This window comes from Paenibacillus profundus (assembly GCF_021369635.1).
In the GTDB taxonomy this organism is placed as follows: Bacteria; Bacillota; Bacilli; order Paenibacillales; family Paenibacillaceae; genus Paenibacillus_B; species Paenibacillus_B profundus.
The window spans coordinates 46,065-63,552 of record NZ_JAJNBZ010000021.1; the positions used below are offsets into that span (position 1 = coordinate 46,065).

At 48.2% G+C, this 17,488-nt stretch carries 14 protein-coding genes; 10 read left to right on the forward strand and 4 right to left on the reverse strand.

Translation table 11 applies throughout. The features are described from left to right. Window positions 1-12: 12 nt before the first annotated feature. Window positions 13-1,467 carry an esterase-like activity of phytase family protein gene (locus LQV63_RS21170; protein ID WP_233698196.1) on the reverse strand — a complete coding sequence of 485 codons (1,455 nt, stop codon included), beginning with the start codon at window positions 1,465-1,467 and terminating at the stop codon, window positions 13-15. A gap of 361 nt (window positions 1,468-1,828) precedes the next feature. Here LQV63_RS21170 and htpG point away from each other — a divergent pair, with 361 nt between their 5' ends. Then, window positions 1,829-3,709: a molecular chaperone HtpG gene (gene htpG / locus LQV63_RS21175; protein ID WP_019420883.1), complete on the forward strand. Its 1,881-nt coding sequence runs from the start codon at window positions 1,829-1,831 to the stop codon at window positions 3,707-3,709. 82 nt (window positions 3,710-3,791) lie between these two features. Here the strand turns inward: htpG and LQV63_RS21180 are convergent, their stop codons facing one another. Next, window positions 3,792-4,055, reverse strand: a complete 264-nt coding sequence (locus LQV63_RS21180) for a type II toxin-antitoxin system Phd/YefM family antitoxin (RefSeq protein WP_233698197.1) — start codon at window positions 4,053-4,055, stop codon at window positions 3,792-3,794. Window positions 4,056-4,459: 404 nt separating this feature from the next. Next, the gene (locus LQV63_RS21185; RefSeq protein ID WP_233698198.1) at window positions 4,460-5,749 is read right to left on the reverse strand and encodes a helix-turn-helix domain-containing protein; all 1,290 of its coding nucleotides are present in this window, start codon (window positions 5,747-5,749) and stop codon (window positions 4,460-4,462) included. Between the two features lie 564 nt (window positions 5,750-6,313). On the opposite strand from LQV63_RS21185, the gene efeO reads away from it, so the two are divergent. From efeO to LQV63_RS21200, 3 genes are read left to right on the forward strand one after another with little or no spacing between them, the layout of a single operon-like run. Further along, window positions 6,314-7,201, forward strand: coding sequence for an iron uptake system protein EfeO (gene efeO, locus LQV63_RS21190; RefSeq protein WP_233698199.1), 888 nt, complete (start codon window positions 6,314-6,316; stop codon window positions 7,199-7,201). A 3-nt stretch (window positions 7,202-7,204) separates the two neighbouring features. After that, window positions 7,205-8,515: an iron uptake transporter deferrochelatase/peroxidase subunit gene (efeB, locus tag LQV63_RS21195; protein WP_233698200.1), complete on the forward strand. Its 1,311-nt coding sequence runs from the start codon at window positions 7,205-7,207 to the stop codon at window positions 8,513-8,515. 29 nt (window positions 8,516-8,544) lie between these two features. Beyond that, a complete protein-coding gene (locus tag LQV63_RS21200) occupies window positions 8,545-10,323 on the forward strand; it encodes an FTR1 family iron permease (protein WP_233698201.1) in 1,779 nt (592 codons plus the stop codon). 291 nt (window positions 10,324-10,614) lie between these two features. Here the strand turns inward: LQV63_RS21200 and LQV63_RS21205 are convergent, their stop codons facing one another. After that, on the reverse strand, window positions 10,615-11,184 hold the full coding sequence (locus LQV63_RS21205) for an SLOG family protein (protein WP_019420891.1): 570 nt from the start codon (window positions 11,182-11,184) through the stop codon (window positions 10,615-10,617). 209 nt (window positions 11,185-11,393) lie between these two features. Here LQV63_RS21205 and LQV63_RS21210 point away from each other — a divergent pair, with 209 nt between their 5' ends. The 6 genes from LQV63_RS21210 to LQV63_RS21230 all read left to right on the forward strand — a co-directional run bounded on the left by LQV63_RS21210 (window position 11,394) and on the right by LQV63_RS21230 (window position 17,488). After that, a complete protein-coding gene (locus tag LQV63_RS21210) occupies window positions 11,394-12,245 on the forward strand; it encodes a DUF6612 family protein (RefSeq protein WP_233698202.1) in 852 nt (283 codons plus the stop codon). An 81-nt stretch (window positions 12,246-12,326) separates the two neighbouring features. Continuing rightward, window positions 12,327-12,695: a DUF6612 family protein gene (locus tag LQV63_RS21215; protein ID WP_233698203.1), complete on the forward strand. Its 369-nt coding sequence runs from the start codon at window positions 12,327-12,329 to the stop codon at window positions 12,693-12,695. Between the two features lie 38 nt (window positions 12,696-12,733). Further along, window positions 12,734-12,862 carry a DUF6612 family protein gene (locus LQV63_RS31535; protein WP_267934139.1) on the forward strand — a complete coding sequence of 43 codons (129 nt, stop codon included), beginning with the start codon at window positions 12,734-12,736 and terminating at the stop codon, window positions 12,860-12,862. A gap of 261 nt (window positions 12,863-13,123) precedes the next feature. Beyond that, window positions 13,124-13,945, forward strand: a complete 822-nt coding sequence (locus tag LQV63_RS21220; protein ID WP_233698204.1) for a hypothetical protein — start codon at window positions 13,124-13,126, stop codon at window positions 13,943-13,945. Window positions 13,946-14,167: 222 nt separating this feature from the next. Further along, complete coding sequence (locus tag LQV63_RS21225; protein WP_233698205.1) at window positions 14,168-15,607, forward strand: SWIM zinc finger family protein; 1,440 nt, start codon at window positions 14,168-14,170, stop codon at window positions 15,605-15,607. A 12-nt stretch (window positions 15,608-15,619) separates the two neighbouring features. After that, window positions 15,620-17,488 (forward strand): HEAT repeat domain-containing protein, encoded by a 1,869-nt coding sequence (locus tag LQV63_RS21230; RefSeq protein WP_233698206.1) that lies wholly within the window; start codon window positions 15,620-15,622, stop codon window positions 17,486-17,488.

The window sequence follows — 17,488 nt, forward strand, 5'->3', positions numbered from 1 at the left end:
ATTTCGATCTAATTACTGTATCGTATAAGGCAGCTTGAACGTCCACAGCTGGGTGCCGTTGTCCGGTGATGTGCTGTCCACGCCGAAATCATTGTCGTTCACGATGACAAGAGTGTCGCCGTTCACTAGCGCCAAGCCCTCTATTTTCTCGTACGGATAGTCAAAAGCGGCTGCATCGAGCACGGTGCGTTTGGCGGGCGGCAGAATGCCGCGAGCTTTCAGATCCGTGATTGTCATTTGTTCGGGCGTTTTGCCGGCGCTCTGCGCATCATCGTACTTGTCGAGGATGTTCGTTGCGTCCGACAGGTCAATGGAGTAGATGCGTTTCAGCTGCGCTTTGTCGCCTGCGTTTTTGTCGCGCTCGTCGATGAGCAGCGTATTCTCGTTAATGGCGACCATGTCGGAGATAACGATATCCGATTGGTCCAGATCGTTGAATTGCTTCGCGTCCTCCGTGACATAAGCGTATTCGGCTACCGGCTCCAGCTTCGCGAGATCGAACTTGATGATGCGGATCTGGCGCGAGTTGTCGGTGGACTTGTCCGGGTTGCGCAGCGGGCTTTGCATGGCCATAAACTTATGCTTGCCGTCAGGCGTGATGCCCACTGCCTCGGCGCCCCGGTTTTTACGAAGCTTGTTGTACACGGCTGGAAGCAATTCCCTCGATGGTACGAGCGGAGCTGCTACTTGAGCGGCCCAGCCTTGCGGGACGATACGTTCGATAATCGTGCCGTCCCGTTTCACATGCACGATAGACGGACCATATTCATCGGAAATCCAGAACGTGTCATCTTGCGGATTATACGCGATCCCTTCAATATCGAGACCATACGGATCATAGGCGAGTTGTTTTTCCGCTTTGGCGTCATAAGGCGCTTCGTCACGGTCTTTGATGTTGGGCAAGCCGGTAATATTGGAGCTGCCAGTCACGGGATTTTTGCCGTTCACCTTCAGCGGGATTTGCTCGAGTATCTTGATTTCGCCTTTGTTAATTTCGATTTTGTAGATGCTCGGTGTGTAATCTGCAAGCGGGAACGTGCGGCGCGACTTGCCGTTGACGTCGATTTCTCCGTTCGGGCCGCGGTCGGCTGTTGAATAGAACACATTGTCCGGGTCGCCCGGCAAGTGAGTCAGCGAGGAACCGATGCCCATTTTGATGCCGTCCGCCAAGTTAGGGGCGCTTAACTTATATTTCCCGGTCAAGTCTGGCGTGTCCGTCAACGCCACGTTATTGCGGAACTCGTCCCAATCCACGTACTTGCTTGCAGCTTCACTAAGCGCGCGCAGCGGCAAGTACAAATGGCCGTCGATTTCGACCGCCTGGGACGATGGTGTCACGGCCTGTCCGTTGTTCGAGTATTTAATATGATCAGCCGTTGCGCTGCCCGCGGCAGCCTCGGGCGTGATCACGTTCCCGACTGTGAGCGTGAGCGCCGCCGTTGCGGCGATAAGCCATTTCTTTTTCATCCTGAATGAGTCTCCCTTCAACTGCTCTGCATACTAATGAAGGGATTATATCAACCATTTTTTAAGCTTAATTAAAAGTAAGGTTGAGATTGTGTAAAATAGGTAGCGTTCATCATAGGACCAAATAATCTGCAAACGCTGTAATTCCTTGCTGCGAAAGGGGTGCAGCGTTTTTATATGAAAGCAACATATTGACATCCAAAATTAGTATATGTTATATAGAAATAAGGTGTTAGCACTCTTCTGGTTTGAGTGCTAAATATTTGACCAGCAGATTTTAAGCACAACTACAACAAGCTTATATACTATACTCACATACATTTTTCATTACTTTTTAAATTGAAAGGAGATCTATTCATTCATGGCAAAAAAACAGTTTAAAGCAGAATCGAAAAGATTGCTGGAAATGATGATTAACTCCATTTATACGCAGCGAGAAATATTTTTACGAGAGCTCATTTCCAATGCCAGCGACGCAATCGACAAAATATATTACAAAGCGCTAACTGACGATCAATTGGTGTTCGACAAAGAAAATTATTACGTCAAAGTGGCTGTCGATAAGGCAAGCAGAACATTGACCCTCTCCGATACGGGTATTGGCATGACGAAAGAGGAGCTTGAAAACAACCTGGGGGTTATCGCCAAGAGCGGCTCGTTAGCATTCAAGAACGAAAATGAATTGAAGGACGGGCACAATATCATTGGTCAATTCGGGGTTGGATTCTATTCCGCTTTTATGGTGGCGGATGTGGTTACGGTAATCAGCAAGGCTCTAGGCAGCGATGAGGCTTTCAAGTGGGAGTCCAAGGGCGCAGATGGGTACAACATTGTGCCGTGCGAGAAGGATTCCGTAGGTACCGAGATTATTTTGAAAATCAAAGAGAACACCGAAGATGACCAATATGATGAGTATCTGGAAGAGTATCGCTTGAAATCGATTATTAAAAAATACTCTGATTTTATTAGATACCCTATCAAGATGGATGTGAAAGGACAGAGACCTAAAGAAGACAACGAAGATGAGCTCGAAGAATATCAGGAAGAACAAACCGTAAACAGCATGGTTCCGATTTGGCGGAAAAACAAGAATGAGCTTACACCAGAAGATTATGAGAATTTTTATGTCGAAAAGCGTTACGGCTTCGACAAGCCTATTAAGCATATCCATATCAGTGCCGATGGCGCTGTCGTATACAATGCAATACTATTTATCCCGGAAAATACGCCGTTTGACTATTACACAAAGGAGTATGAGAAGGGGCTAGAGCTGTATTCCAATGGCGTGTTGATTATGAATAAGTGCGCGGACCTGCTGCCTGACTATTTTGGCTTTGTCAAAGGAATGGTGGATTCCGAGGACTTATCTCTGAACATTTCGCGCGAGATGCTGCAGCATGATCGGCAATTAACTCTCATCGCCAAAAACATTAAGAACAAAATCAAAGGTCAATTGCAAAGCTTGCTGAAGGATGAAAGAGAGAAGTATGACCAATTTTACAAATCCTTTGGCAGACAGTTGAAGTATGGGGTATACAGCGATTACGGAACTCATAAAGAAGTGCTGCAGGACTTGCTGATGTTCTACTCTTCCACAGAGAAGAAGCTGGTCACGTTGGATGAATACGTATCGAGAATGCCTGAAGATCAGAAGTATATCTACTATGCTTCCGGCGAATCGATTGACAGAATCGAGAAGCTCCCGCAGACTGAGCTGGTAGCCGATAAGGGTTATGAGATCTTGTACTTCACCGATGATATCGATGAGTTCGCGATCAAGATGATCATGAGCTACAAAGAGAAAGAATTCAAATCGGTATCGAGCGGCGACTTGGGAATTGAAGCGGATGATAATGAAACGGATTCCGATGCGGAAGAAAAAGACAACAAAGAGCTCTTTGATGATATGAAAAACATTCTGACCGACAAAGTGAAAAACGTCAGAGCGTCGAAGAGACTGAAATCCCATCCGGTCTGCCTCTCTACCGAGGGCGAATTGACGATTGAGATGGAAAAAATATTGAAAGCAATGCCGAACAGTCAGGATGTAAAAGCGGACAAGGTGTTGGAAATCAATATCAATCATGACGTATTTAAGTCTTTGAAGGACGCTTATGAGAACGACAAGGATAAGCTTGCTCTCTATACCAACCTGTTGTATAATCAAGCGCTGCTGATCGAAGGACTGCCGATTAGCGATCCGGTCGAATTCACAAATGATATTTGCAAAGTAATGGTGTAGTGCAAGCTGATAAATAAGTAGCGAAAATAACCCGTCTCTGGCGCAGCCCAGGGCGGGTTATTTGTTGTTTATATATGTCACTCTAAAGGATCTTCCTCCGAATATTTGCAATGACTTGATCATGTTCAATTAATGGTGCGCCTTCGGCAACTTGCTTTTCTGCAACTAATAACTTGGATTGCAATTTGATGCGTGCCTCCATACGACGAAATGTTTCATGACTCATAACAACCAAATCGGCTTCTCCGTTACGTGTAAGCACGACCGGTTCGTCAAGTTCATGACAGTATTTCGAAAAACCGTTGTAATCCCGCCGAATCGTAGTGGATGGTCTAATGTTCATCATGTGCATCTTCCTTTGACATATCATTATTTTATCTATAATGTATCATTCCAATGCTATTCATCCCATTCCTTTACATTTTATGTAAATCTCATGTGCGTGCTTGAACCTCAGTGAGCGCTCTCTTTTTGCGGGACTCATTGGTGAGGTTGTTTGCGGAAAAAAAGAGATTATCTTAATTGATGGCGCCTATAAATCCTCTAGGAAGTGAAGTATTCTCTGTGAATACTAATTATGCTACTATCATGAGTAGTACATAAAGATGGCGACTCACATTTCTTTAATACCAGATTTTACCATCCTGTATCATGATTCATCAAGGATACGATATCTTGGGACTCTAATGTTGGGACTAGTAGAAGCAGAACTGCAGCAAAAAGAAAATATTTGATAAATCGTTTTTTCATTTATATTCCTCCCTGTATAGAATTACATTGTTGGTAGAGAACTTGGAGTCTTTTTAGAGTATGAACATTCATTTTTTCATTATTACGTATGTATAAGTTTAATATTGAATCAACACATTCACGCTCCATGGTAATATCATTGACTCTAGCATATCTCAAAGCACTTTCTAAATAGCTGTCAATTGCACTTTCAAAGTCATTATTCATGAAGTGGTAATCGCCTTTTAGTTTGTAAAACCGGGCTAAATCAGATTTTTTATAGGGGGTATGATACGGCATTGTGCTTAGTCTTTCTTCGAATTCCAGCAACTTTTGAATCGCGGGGCGATTTTCAGTTTTTAAGTACAAGATAAGCAACTGAATTACGATATGCAGCATCGCGCTCTCTTCGCAATTCAACAGGCACTCTTCAAGCTGAGATATAGCAAAATCAGTATCTCCCTTTTTTGCATGGAGCAACGCCTTACTGAACTTGACGTAATCTTTTACTTCGGGATATGAATACTTGCTATATCGATTTAAGTACTCCTCGAATAAGTCATAACGCCCTAAATGAAAATAACAGTTATACAACGTTGCAATCGAATTCGCCATTAATTTGTGGTCCGTTGTATGTTCTTTGACGACTTTGTTGCATAAACCAATGCTGTCTTCAAATAACCGCAGATTATAAGCATGAACGCCTAACTTAAAGTATAGCGTTACTCTTTCTTCAGCAGACAAAAAATTTGCATAGTACAACACATATTTCCCTGATTCATAGGTCGATGCAAGCTTGGTGAAGTCATCTCGTTCAATAAGATATTGTTGGAGCAGTGCCTTAGCGAGGTAAGGCTGGATGCCATGGGTCCGGCTATATTCAATGATGAGCTTGTACAAAGAAAGCTGAGTAGAAGGCGAGTCCATAATTGTACCCGTGAATTTATACAATTCTTCAACGAGCTCGTAGCTTTCCTTTTTTTTGTCACGAAGAAGCTGAGCGGCAATCTTTGTGGATAGTGACGGATAGCTTATGACCGTTTCTTTGAGTATAGGAAAGAGTACATCAGCTCTTTGTTCAACGGAAAGGTATAATTGTACAATGTCTGGAAATGGAATGTTATAGGTGCTTGCCAGGGCATGAATCGTTTTAAAGTCGGGACGTTTTGTTTCCCCGTTCTCGATTTTTGAAATTGTACCTTTACTGACTCCAGTCAATTCCTCCAGCTGGGCCATTGTTAAATTGGCCTCTTGTCTGCGTTTTTTGATGAAATCGCCAATGGTTGTGAACTGCAGCAACTCAGACTTCATTTCATCACCCTCTCAAATCTATAGGATATCGCATAACAATAATACCAAATATTCCCTCGCAAGTGAATAACCACTGGTCAAAATTATCTGTCTAATACCGTCATAGCTTGTCATTGGAGTGAGATTCCTCTGAATGAGCCTCTCACAGTTTCGACTTCCTTTTTCCACTCTCCCCGTCATTCAGACGATACTCCCATCGTGTGTGACCCTTCGTATCTTTTGCCCAATCTCCCACATTGTCAGGAAAGAATGAAAACGTTGAAAGGCATATGCCTATTCGTGTAGAAAGCAGGGCATTAAGTAGCCAATGGTATGTTAGTTGTTAATTGTTAGCTTCCCAGCTTATGTGTCTTTCTGAAGGAGGGGGAGAGTGAGGCAAAGGGGCGGATGGAGCAGATCACCGTCAGTCTAGACGCGTCAAAAGGCTTCCAATATAAGGGGAGAACAAATTTTTGCCTTAGTTATTGACGGGACCATTTTATGGTTTTATTATAATAAAATGATATCGAGAATCATTATCATTTACATGCTGTTGAATGATACCAATTTAGAGGAGTGTCTCATATGAATTTCCGTAATGCCATCCCTGCCGCAGTTTTTGCTGCAACTCTGCTTGTATCCGGTTGTGGCTCCGGATCTGGCGCAGATGATAATAAAGCCGTATCACAAACGCCTGATCAAACGCCACCTTCCAACACGGCGGCTGATAACGCCTCAGGGAATAAAGAAGATTTCAAGGTTGCGATTGATCAATATCGTCAATATGTGGTCGAAGAATGCGACGAATTCGTAAAATTAACAGGTGAGTTCACAGCGGCCGTCAAATCCGGTGATATTGAAAAAGCGAAATCTTTATATGCTCCCGCTCGCATGCACTATGAACGAATCGAACCGATTGCGGAAGCGCTGGGGGATCTCGATCCGAACATCGATGCCCGCGAGAATGATGTGGAAGAACAAGAGTGGCGCGGTTTTCACCGGATTGAGAAGGCGCTCTGGGAACAGAAGACTACAGATGGACAGCAAGAGTATGCAGATCGCTTGTTAAGTGACGCGAAGCTGCTGCGCGCCAAGGTGGAAACGGCCGAGATTGATGCTTCATTGTTAGTGACAGGAGCAGTCGAGCTGTTAAATGAAGTGTCTACCTCCAAAGTGACGGGCGAGGAGGAAAGATATTCGCATACCGATCTGTATGACTTTGCAGCGAACGTAGAAGGCGCCCAGAAAATCTATGAATTGCTGAAGCCGCAGCTGGAGAAGAAGGATGCAGAGCTTGAGAAGCAGATCGGCGCCAGATTTGCGGCATTGAATAATGAATTGGCTCCTTTCAAAAAAGGAGATGGCTACGTATCCTATACAGAGCTGAAACAGGACGAGGTGCGCAAGCTGAGCCAGAACCTTGATGCATTGGCCGAACCGCTGTCCAATATGGGGAAATTGCTGGGAGTGTAAGCGATGAGTAAGAAACAACAGGGAACTAACGATTATGGATTAAGTTCGGAACGTAAAGGCAAACAATTAAGCCGGCGAGAGCTGCTGAAATTAGCGGGTGTCGGCGGTATTGGCTTGATGCTGGGCGGTACTGGTGTAGGCAGCATATTGTCTGTCACGGGCGGCAAGAGTCAATCCTCTTCTGCTGCAAACGGTGGCTCCGCCAAGGAGTCCATTGTGCCCTTCTATGGTTCTCATCAAGCGGGAATCGCAACACCTGCTCAGAATTTCCTCTGCTTTGGTTCATTTGATCTGACTGCTTCGTCTTTAAGCGAGGTCCGGAAGCTGTTCCAGGCGTGGACGAAGGCAGCAGCCGCCATGACATCCGGCCAGATGATAGGCGAGATCAATGACTATCCCAATATGCCGCCCTCGGATACCGGTGAAGCGGCGGGCCTGTCTCCGTCTCGAATGACGATCACGTTTGGCGCAGGGCCGTCATTATTTGATAGCCGGTTCGGCTTGGCCGGCAAGCGGCCTGCCGCTTTTCCGGATCTGCCCGTATTCCGCGCGGATGATATCCAGCCGCAATGGTCGGGCGGAGATCTGTGCGTTCAAGTATGCGCAGACGATCTTCAGGTAGCCTTCCACGCGCTGCGCAACATGGCTCGAATTGCGCGTGGAACGGCCGTGCTGCGGTGGACGCAGGACGGCTTTCAACGTTCTGGCCAAGCCGATACCTCCGGGGGCACGCCGCGCAACCTGATGGGATTCAAGGATGGAACCGGGAATCCGGATACAACGGATGCAGCGAAGATGAATGAGACGGTATGGATTCAGCCTGGGACAGGCGCATCTTGGATGGAGGGCGGCAGTTATATGGTCGTCCGCCGGATACGGATGCGTATCGAGATATGGGACCGTTCCACTCTGCAGGACCAGGAAGTGACCTTCGGACGTTATCGAACAACGGGCGCCCCTCTCGGCGGCCAAGATGAGTTCGACCCTCTTGATCTGGAGAAGTGCGACGCCTCAGGCAATCTGGTCATCCCGGAGACGGCACATTCCAGATTGGCGCACATGAATGGCAAGGTGCAAATATTGCGCCGCGCCTTTTCGTATTCTAGCGGCATTGATGCGAAGACCGGGCAGATTGATGCGGGCTTGTTCTTTATCTGCTTCCAGCAAGATCTGCGCAAGCAGTTCATGCCGATGCAGCATAAGCTGGCGGCCGCGGATAAGTTGAATGAATATATCGTGCATGTAGGTAGCGCCACATTTGCCTGCTTCCCCGGAGCTCGTGAAGGAGGATATATCGGGGAGACGCTCTTTTGAACATGCATTTATTAGGAAGGAAGGTCTCCATGCGTTATACGCACAGTGGAATCATTAGAAAAATGATAGCCGTACTTATCGTAAGTATGTTGCTTGTACCGGCGGAGTGGTCGGCGGCAGAAGGGGCTAGCTCCCCTGTTGACCAGTTGCTGCCCTTAGTCGGGGGAGCGCTTGTTGAAGCCGGGCAGCAGAATTGGGAGATGGCTTCCAAGGAGCTTGAGCAGTTCGGCCAATTATGGAACGGCGTCAAATCAGCCTCCGAGTTAACAAGCGCCATCGATTCGGAGTTGGCTGCGGCGGCTGATGCTGTGCAGCAGAAGGATCTGAAGCAAGCGAAGGAAAGCTTATCCGGATTGGCCAAGAAGGTAAATGAATATGTGGATGGCACGCAGGAGCAACAAGCCAAGCCTTCCGGCAAGGACGTTGCCGAGATGCTGTTGGGCATGGTGAAGAAGACTCATGACAGTCTGAAGCAGGGCGCAATCGAGCAGGCACAGAAGGATTATCGGACTATCGTTAACGACTGGAAGAAGATTGAGAATCCGATTCGCAATGATAACTTTACGGTATACAGCCAGCTTGAGACAAAGATGACATTGATACGGGTTGCTCTGCAAGCCGAACCTCCCAAGCCGGAGCAGGCAGACAGTGAATTGACGCAATTAACTTCGGTGTTGAAGGATTACACAGCCGGGAAGCTGGACGGAGCCTCGGACTCCACTTCAGGCAGTCATCGCTTGACGGATGCCATTGCATTGCTGCAGCAGGCGGATCAAGCTGTAGAGGCGGGAGATGCTGATCTGGCTTCGCAGCATATGCAAGCCTTTATCTCGATGTGGCCGTCAGTTGAAGGCGAGGTATCCATCTCATCTGCAACCGTCTATACGGATACAGAGAATCAAATGTCGGAAGCACAGGGCTATTTGCTGTCGAGCCCGCCGAATCTGGAGAAAGCGCAGGATGTTATCGGCCAGATGAAGCAAGCTTTGGAGCCGATAGCAATCACATCCTCTTATACAGCTTGGGATGCTGCCGTAATATTGCTTAGAGAAGGCTTGGAAGCAATTTTAGTGCTTGCCGCTTTATTGGCCTATGTGAAACGAACGGACAACAAAACGGCACGCAACTATATATGGGCCGGTTCAGGCGCTGGTCTAGTTCTTAGCGGGGTTTTGGCGATTGTGCTGACCTATGCGATTTCGCAAGCCGCATCAGGCAGCGCGCGCGAATTGATCGAAGGCATCACGGGATTAGTTGCGGTCGTGATGATGCTAACCATCGGGAATTGGCTGCATAGCAAGTCTAGCATGGCGTCATGGAATGCTTATATTAGCAAGCAGGTAGATGGCGCTTTAGCCAGAGGAAGCCTGTGGTCTCTGTTCGCGGTAGCGGGACTCGCAATTTTGAGGGAAGGCGCCGAAACAGCCATCTTCTACATCGGCATGGCGCCGTCTATCGAGCCGCTGCAGCTGGCGATTGGTATAGGCGGGGCATTGCTGGCGCTCGTCGTCCTTGGTTTCGCTATCATTCATTTCAGTGCGAAGCTGCCGATTCGGCCGTTCTTTATGGCGGCTACCGCGCTTATCTATTATTTGGTGATTCGCTTCTTGGGCGAGAGTATCCATGCCTTACAAGTAGCAGGGAAGCTGTCTGCCCATAGTCAGGCAGGACTGCCTTCAATCGGATGGCTGGGGGCTTATCCGACCTGGGAGACATTTGTGCCGCAGCTTGCAGCTTTGCTGTTCATTATGTTCATGCTTCTGCGCGGGTCTTTGGGCAAAGGCAAGCAGCAGAAGAGTATGGGTTAGTTAGAAGGCTGCTAATTGCAGACTGCCCTCCAACACAAAGGACGGACCGGATCCGTCCTTTTCCCTTATCTTGCATTGGATTTCATCCAGTTAAAATGCAATAGGTAACTCCCAGTGACAGGTTTGATTGGAAATGATCCAGTGTTTTCGCTCCATTTCATCTGTTATAGTTAGAAAGGAGTCACATCCACTGGACAAAATGCAGTCTGCAAGCCGTTTAGCTGCTCCATCCGCACATTTGACTGTACGTTTTCCAATGGAAACTACCTCGACCGCAGGCAACAGGGCAGCTCAACTCATATATTCGCCGAATTCATAGCTCTGCTCCTCATCCGCGATGGCCTGAATCTCTTCCGAGCCGATATTCAAATAGATATAGCCGTCTTGCGCCTGCTTTTTCAGCGCGCGTTCCTTGACGAACTTGGGACTCGCATCGCCGGCGTCTTCATCATAGACGAGCAGGATGCCATCTGTTTTGCGGAATAACAGCTCATCCCGGGCGACGAACTGCCATTTTCCGATATAAGGCCCGTTGCTCACCGCTCTATAGTAATCAACCCCTTGCAGGATTTGCTCGAAATACGTTTTTTTCTCGTCGCTCCATTGCTCCTCCGGTTGGCTGTAGGCCGTGATGATAGAACATTTCAAATGCGGATACTGCGCCTTCAGCGAGATGGCTGCTTCGCATGCCCATAGATCGACCCCGTACTGGCCGGGGGTGATGACCCATTCCAGCCCTTCTTCCAGCAGGGGGATCAATCTGGCTGCAATGGCTTTGCGGATATAGGGGATTCCTTTATGTTTATTGCCGTAAATACCGAGCTCGTGCGCGCGGTAGCCGGTAATCAGAAGATTTTTCACACCGAAATTCCTCCACTTATACAATAGTAGAACGCTCTATTTAGTATTATACCTTTGTCGAATAAAGAATGTTAACGCACGGAAATATAGTTCGAATAGACCATATATTCAGGACCTCGATTTTGCCTACTTGGGTCTAAATTCCCTGTTACGTCCCCTTGCCAATTGGTTAATATGAGTAAGAATACAAATCTTAGGGGGACAATCGCTTGAAGAAGTGGACAGCAGTATTATTATCAGCAATTTTGTTACTAGGAATCACGGCATGCGGCAACGCGAAGGAAGCAACAGGGGGGAATAACACGGCTGCCGAACAACCGGCGGGTGAGACAAAAGAGACCGCGGCGGCGCCGACCGTAGATGAACTGATTCAGAAGACAACGGATGCCAGCAAAGACTTGAAGAGCTTCTCTATGGACGCTCAAATCAAGCAAAATATAACGGTAAGCCAAGGCGACCAAAAGCAAGAGCAGAAGGTCGACATGCAGATGAAGACAGACATGACCAAAGAGCCGCTGAATATGTACCAGGAAATTAAAATGTCCATCCCGGATCAAGGGGAACAGGATATTAAGCAGTATATTACGCAAGAAGGCATTTACTCGCAAGTCGGCGGAACTTGGACGAAGGTTCCGGACGAGATGAAGGATCAATTGATGGCAACCGTTGAGGCATCTGCCAAACCGGAGCAGCAGCTGGAACAATTCAAATCGATCTCCAAAGACGCGAAGGTGTCGGTTGAAGGGAACGAATATGTGCTGTCTGCCGATTTGTCCGGTGAAGGCTTGAAGGAACTGGCCAAGTCCCTGATGAGCCAATCGGGCAATGACCCGCAAACGGCTGCTTTGATGGAGCAAATGAACATCAAAAACATCAAAATTACGTATGGCGTGAATAAAGATACGTATTTGCCTACGAAGTCCGACGTCAACATGACGATGGACATGGAGCAGGATGGTCAAGGGATGTCTTTGGAGATGGTACTGACAAGCACTTTCTCCAAGCATAATGAAGTCGGCGAGATCAAAGTGCCGCAAGAGGTGCTGGACAGCGCCAAGTAAGACAGACGACACCGTCGGATCCTCTGGATTCGGCGGTTTTTCTCTATTACACCCTTTTACAAATCTTAGGGGGGTAACCGCTTGGAAAAATGGACAGCAGCATTATTGTTAGCCATATTGGCACTAGGAATCACTGCATGTGGCGGCGCGGAGGAAGCAACAGGGTGGAATACCACGACTGCCGAACAGAAGGAGGCGACGCCGACCGTAGATGAATTGATTCAAAAGTCAATGGAGGCTGGAAAAAGCTTGAAGAGCTTCTCTGTGGAGCGTCATATGAAGAAAGATGTGACAATTAGCCAAGGCGATCAAAAGCAAGATATGAAGTTCGGCCGGAAGATAAAGATCGATCTGAACAGAGAGCCGTTGCAAGTGTATCAGGAATTAATCATACTCGGTCAGAATCAAGATTTTGCACTTAAGCAGTATGCTGTCAACGGAAGAGGGTAAATAAAGAAACGTATTTGCCTACGACGTCGGACGTGAACATGACGATGATCATGGAGCAGGGCGATCAGACCGCTTTTGTTGATGTGGTGATGTCAGCTGCTTTCTCCAGACATAATGAAGTCGGCGAGATCAAAGTGCCGCAAGAGGTATTGGACAGCGCCAAGTAGGACAGATGACATATGACACCGCCGGATTTCTGGATTCGGCGTTTTTTTGTACCGATTTTTTTCGTGTCGTAATGCTTTTACCCTGTTCGTTCCAGTATTAATGAGTGATGATAGAAGCATGAATTGCTTTGCTGTGCAGCAAAGCGAGACTTCATTTTTCGACACAAAATACCGATAACAGAAGAAGGAAACGTATGTTCGGTGTAGAATGTTAGAAAATTGAATGCTTCAAGTAGGAAAATAAGAGAGGTGCCGTTCTGAATGGACAAGAAGGCCAAGCAAATATTAATGAAAACCTTCTGGAGCAGCAGCGGCTGGAAGGATACCCGCACGATCCTTTTTTCGGGGGAAGATTTCGAATATGCGAAAGATAAAGGCTTGATGTTCGATCCGATCACGATCGGCCATGATGAATGTGTGCTGCAAATGATTGAATTGCATAAAGTGATTACGAAGGAAATGGCGGCGAAAGCCTTTTTGCATAGTCTGTCTACCAGAAAGGTGTATTTGAGAAGCGCGCTCTCCAGTTGGGCGTTGACCCATCGAATGGCTGCGCACCCCTTCGAGAGCAATGTCGGGAAGTATACGACTAACAATAATGGCAGCACCTATGCTTGTTTTGGCGAGTGTTATGTATGCGATACATATGGCGTAGCCGTTCATGAAGATTATACGAATGAAGATATCAATGTGTTGAATTTCGAGAGAATCAAGTGGGGCGGGGTGCGTCTGAATCATATGCTGTATTGCATGCTTGATCTGGAGCAATTGCTCAAAGAAGCAGATATAGCGGTGAGCGAAGAAGACGTGGACATTTTTAAAAATATACTAGCTGCCATTACAAGCTGTGCTCCTGCCGATGCCGCGCGTCAGCTGGAGAAAAGGCTGAATGGCATTTTGCCGTCCAATAAAAGTGAGCGAGATTTTCTGATGGAAATAATGGCGTATGCCGGAATTCTGACCGCAGAGGAAGACAGGCCTGGAAGAGGCGGGAAGAACGACTTTTGCGCCATTGTGAATTGGCGGGGGGTGGATGGGTATTCCAAGCAGGCGGTCCAGGATTATTTTGGACAATGGCTATAGAGGAAGTTCAAAAAGCCCCCTTTTGATCACGAAGATATTCAGGAGGTGATTCGGCATCGAATCTTGCATTCACTCTCGAAGTGCGATGCCCATGTAGTCGTGCTTTGAAATAGGACTTTAGATGGTGTGATATGAATATTGGTTTAGGTATCATTTTACTATAGTGTTAGATTTCACATGAAAATATGAGAGAAAAGCAGGAAAGATAGGAGGGAAGGTCGCGTGATCGAAATAACAGAATCATATGTTGATTCACTGGCACCGAACAGCTCGGCCATTAAGAATGCGCAAGGGCTTGTTAAAAAACGCAGCTTCGTGCAGTTGAACCGCTCGGAGGATGATGCGCTTCTATTTGGAGAGTGCTCCGGCAGCGGCAAGTCTAACTACCAATGCTCGGCAGATTTTATCCACCCGGAGAAGCCGGTGCTGCGCTGTTCATGCCCAAGCCGGCAATTGCCATGCAAGCACGCGCTCGGTTTGTTGTATGCCTATATTGGAGGGGAGACGTTCGTCACTGCTTCAGTACCTGAGGATATCGTTGCGAAGCGGGAGAAGGCGGAGAAGCGGGAAGAGAAGAAATCGCAGCAAGCCGCTGAAGGTGCAGAGACCAAGCCGAAAAAAGTGAATAAAACGGCGTTGAAGAAAAAAATCCAGGCTCAGCTTGAGGGCTTGGAGCTGCTGGAGAAGCTGACCTTGTCGCTGATTCGCGGAGGGTTGGCCACGATCGATAAAAAAGTGTTAAAGACGATCCAGGATCATGTGAAGCAGATGGGCAACTATTATTTGACCGGGGCGCAGACGGAATTGCGTCGATTAGCCCTGTTGCTCTCCAATGCGGATGATCGGGAAGCGATCTATACATATGCCGTCGAGCAATTAACGCTGATTCATGCGTTTATTAAGAAAGGGCGCGCTCATTTAACGGCGAAGCTCGCCGATCCAGACTTGACGCTGGACCATGAATCGACGATAGAAGAATGGCTCGGTCACGCTTGGCAGCTGGCGGAGCTGAAGGATTGCGGCCTGATGGCGGAACAGGTCGAATTGATTCAGATCGCCTTTTTGAGCTACGACGATCAGGCTAGACAAGAATACGTCGATCAGGGCTATTGGCTGGAGCAAGCAACCGGGGAAATCCATCGAACGGTTCAATATCGGCCTTACAGAGCAGCCAAGCATATGCGAGAGGACGACAGCTTCTTCGATGTCGCGCTTGTGAAGTCGCTGTATCGCTATCCCGGTGATATGAACCGAAGAGTGCGTTGGGAAGAAATGACCTCGCGGCCGCTGGAGCAGCATGATCTGGAACCTATTTCAGCGATGGCCCATCGTTCCTATGCCGATGTCGTGAAGCAGGTGAAGAACCAGCTAAAAAATCCACTCGGCGACAAGAACCCAGTGATGCTGCTTCATGTGGCAGAGGTTCGGCAGACAGAGCAAGGCCAATTCGCCATTACCGATGCTGCGGGACAGCATCTGGCGCTGGACGATGTGTTCACGTTCGGTCATGCGACGGTGCCGCTGCTGCCGCACGTTCCTGCCGCAAGCTTGACGGACACGACGATGCTGGTTATGTTCGAGCACGGTCTCGATAGCGGGCGGCTCGTCGCACAACCATTGACTATCATTAAGGGTGCGGACATGATCCGCCTCTTATATTAAGGGGGATCGGCGATGAGTACAGCATTGCTGCAAGAGCTTCATCAAGAAGTGAGACGGCTTTATATTGCAGGAAGCGAGTTGGCAGCCGGAGATTTTCGCTTGAAGCGTCTCTTGCCCCAATTCCAGCAGCTCGGGGAACGGGCGCCCGTATTTAAACGGTTGGGAGAAGGGATTGCCGCTCTATTAGAGCCATCTGCTCAACAGACGCAGACTTCGGCGGAGACGTTGCAGGATCTGGGTCTGCTGCTAAGCTCGGTGCTTCGCACACAAGGAACCATTTCGCCAGAGGGGGAGCTGACGGCTGTGAAGAGCCGCCCGAACTCCTTGTCCACCAAGCTGTCGTATCGTAAGCTGGCAGCGGTTCAAGAGGCATTGACGACTACCGGGAGCGGCCGCTACGAGGTGATCGTGCAAGCGTTCGAAGCAGGGATGTTCCAAGATCTTCGCTTGCTGAAGCACGCCATCGCGGCACTGAACGATCCATATATCGATATTGCAGAGTGCGCCATGAACCGAATCCTGCCCTCCTATGGTCCGCAGATCGTTCCGCATCTAATCGAATTGTTCAATCCTTCCGGCGGCAAGCTGGAAACGAGAAAGCTGCGCGTTATCGGGCAAGTGGGCGGAGAAGAAGTGGCCGATCTGATTTACCAAGCCGCGGAATCCGGTTCGGACGATGTGCGGGTGACGGCAATTGAACTGTTGGCAGGCCGTGAGCAATATGAAGAAGCGCTGCTAGGCTGGACGAAGGATAAGAAGAAGGCGATACGAGAGGCTGCTTATCATGCCTTGGCTGCAGGCGGATCGGCGCGTGCGGTGGATCGGCTGTATGAAGCCTTTTCCAGTAAAGATATAGAGTTGGCGGCAGAGGCATCGTTCAAGTGCCATTCGAGTGAGCTCACCAAAAGATTGGTGCGGGACTTGGGCCTTGAACTGAAGCAAGCTTCTGAGGCGAAGGAAAAGGAAGACAAGAAGAAAATAGAAGCCTTATGGACGAAGATCCAACACTTCCTTACGGCTTTGGACGGCAAGCGGAGCGAAGCGCTCTATGACGTATTTGTACATGTAACGAACCATTATTCATTTTTTGTCTCATTGGGGTGGCTGGAGCTTTTTGACGCCGCCGCTTACTATTTGGAACAAACGGATACAGAAGCAGCATTGGCGCTGCTGCATGAGTTGGAACAGCACAATGTCCGTTATATGCCGCATTCGTTCCGCTCGTCGTTCCGCTTGCTGTCTCCGGCGCAGCTATATGAACGATACGTCGAGTCGATGCGCAACAAATGGAAGCTGCAGACGAACAGGGATCTGGCTAAGCGGAAGAAGCAGCTGCTCTCGTCTATAGAACAGAAAGTCATGTCACGCGAGTATAGACCTTATCCGATATTGTGGAGCATTCCCAATGAGACCGTACCGCTTTCCACGGTTGTGATGCTTCCGCTGGAACAGCTTGCGGCACAGTGGGACCATCGCTGGTTGGATTGGTTGATCGAGCAGAATGCGCTTGAGCTTGTGTGCGCATTCGCGCATCCCGGACATGTGGCTGCCAAGCAGTTCATGATTGGTAAATTAGAAAGCAATCCGGAGTTCCGCAATGCTTTTGCAGGGATGCTATTGAGCGGGTTGGAACGCGCGGGAGTCAGTGATGACGTTCGCTGGGAAGCGCTTGTGACAGCGCTGGAAGATAAACGGAATACCAATTGCTACGTATTCGAAGGCCACGTGCTGGAGCAGCTGTATCAGCTTCCTTCGGCGTACTGCGACCGCTTGGCGGCTGTATTGTCGAAGTTCAAATATACCGCCGGCGAACAGCTCCGATATGTAGTGGAGACGATGCAGGCTGCTGAAAGCGCGGCGAACACGTCGAAGCCTGTATAG

Excerpts from the sequence above, each read along its gene's own strand:
- LQV63_RS21185 (WP_233698198.1), bottom strand. The coding sequence starts at position 5,749 with ATGAAGTCTGAGTTGCTGCAGTTCACAACCATTGGCGATTTCATCAAA.
- LQV63_RS21180 (WP_233698197.1), bottom strand. The coding sequence starts at position 4,055 with ATGATGAACATTAGACCATCCACTACGATTCGGCGGGATTACAACGGT.
- LQV63_RS21200 (WP_233698201.1), top strand. The coding sequence starts at position 8,545 with ATGCGTTATACGCACAGTGGAATCATTAGAAAAATGATAGCCGTACTT.
- LQV63_RS21170 (WP_233698196.1), bottom strand. The coding sequence starts at position 1,467 with ATGAAAAAGAAATGGCTTATCGCCGCAACGGCGGCGCTCACGCTCACA.
- efeO (WP_233698199.1), top strand. The coding sequence starts at position 6,314 with ATGAATTTCCGTAATGCCATCCCTGCCGCAGTTTTTGCTGCAACTCTG.
- LQV63_RS21230 (WP_233698206.1), top strand. The coding sequence starts at position 15,620 with ATGAGTACAGCATTGCTGCAAGAGCTTCATCAAGAAGTGAGACGGCTT.
- htpG (WP_019420883.1), top strand. The coding sequence starts at position 1,829 with ATGGCAAAAAAACAGTTTAAAGCAGAATCGAAAAGATTGCTGGAAATG.
- LQV63_RS21220 (WP_233698204.1), top strand. The coding sequence starts at position 13,124 with ATGGACAAGAAGGCCAAGCAAATATTAATGAAAACCTTCTGGAGCAGC.
- efeB (WP_233698200.1), top strand. The coding sequence starts at position 7,205 with ATGAGTAAGAAACAACAGGGAACTAACGATTATGGATTAAGTTCGGAA.
- LQV63_RS31535 (WP_267934139.1), top strand. The coding sequence starts at position 12,734 with ATGACGATGATCATGGAGCAGGGCGATCAGACCGCTTTTGTTGATGTG.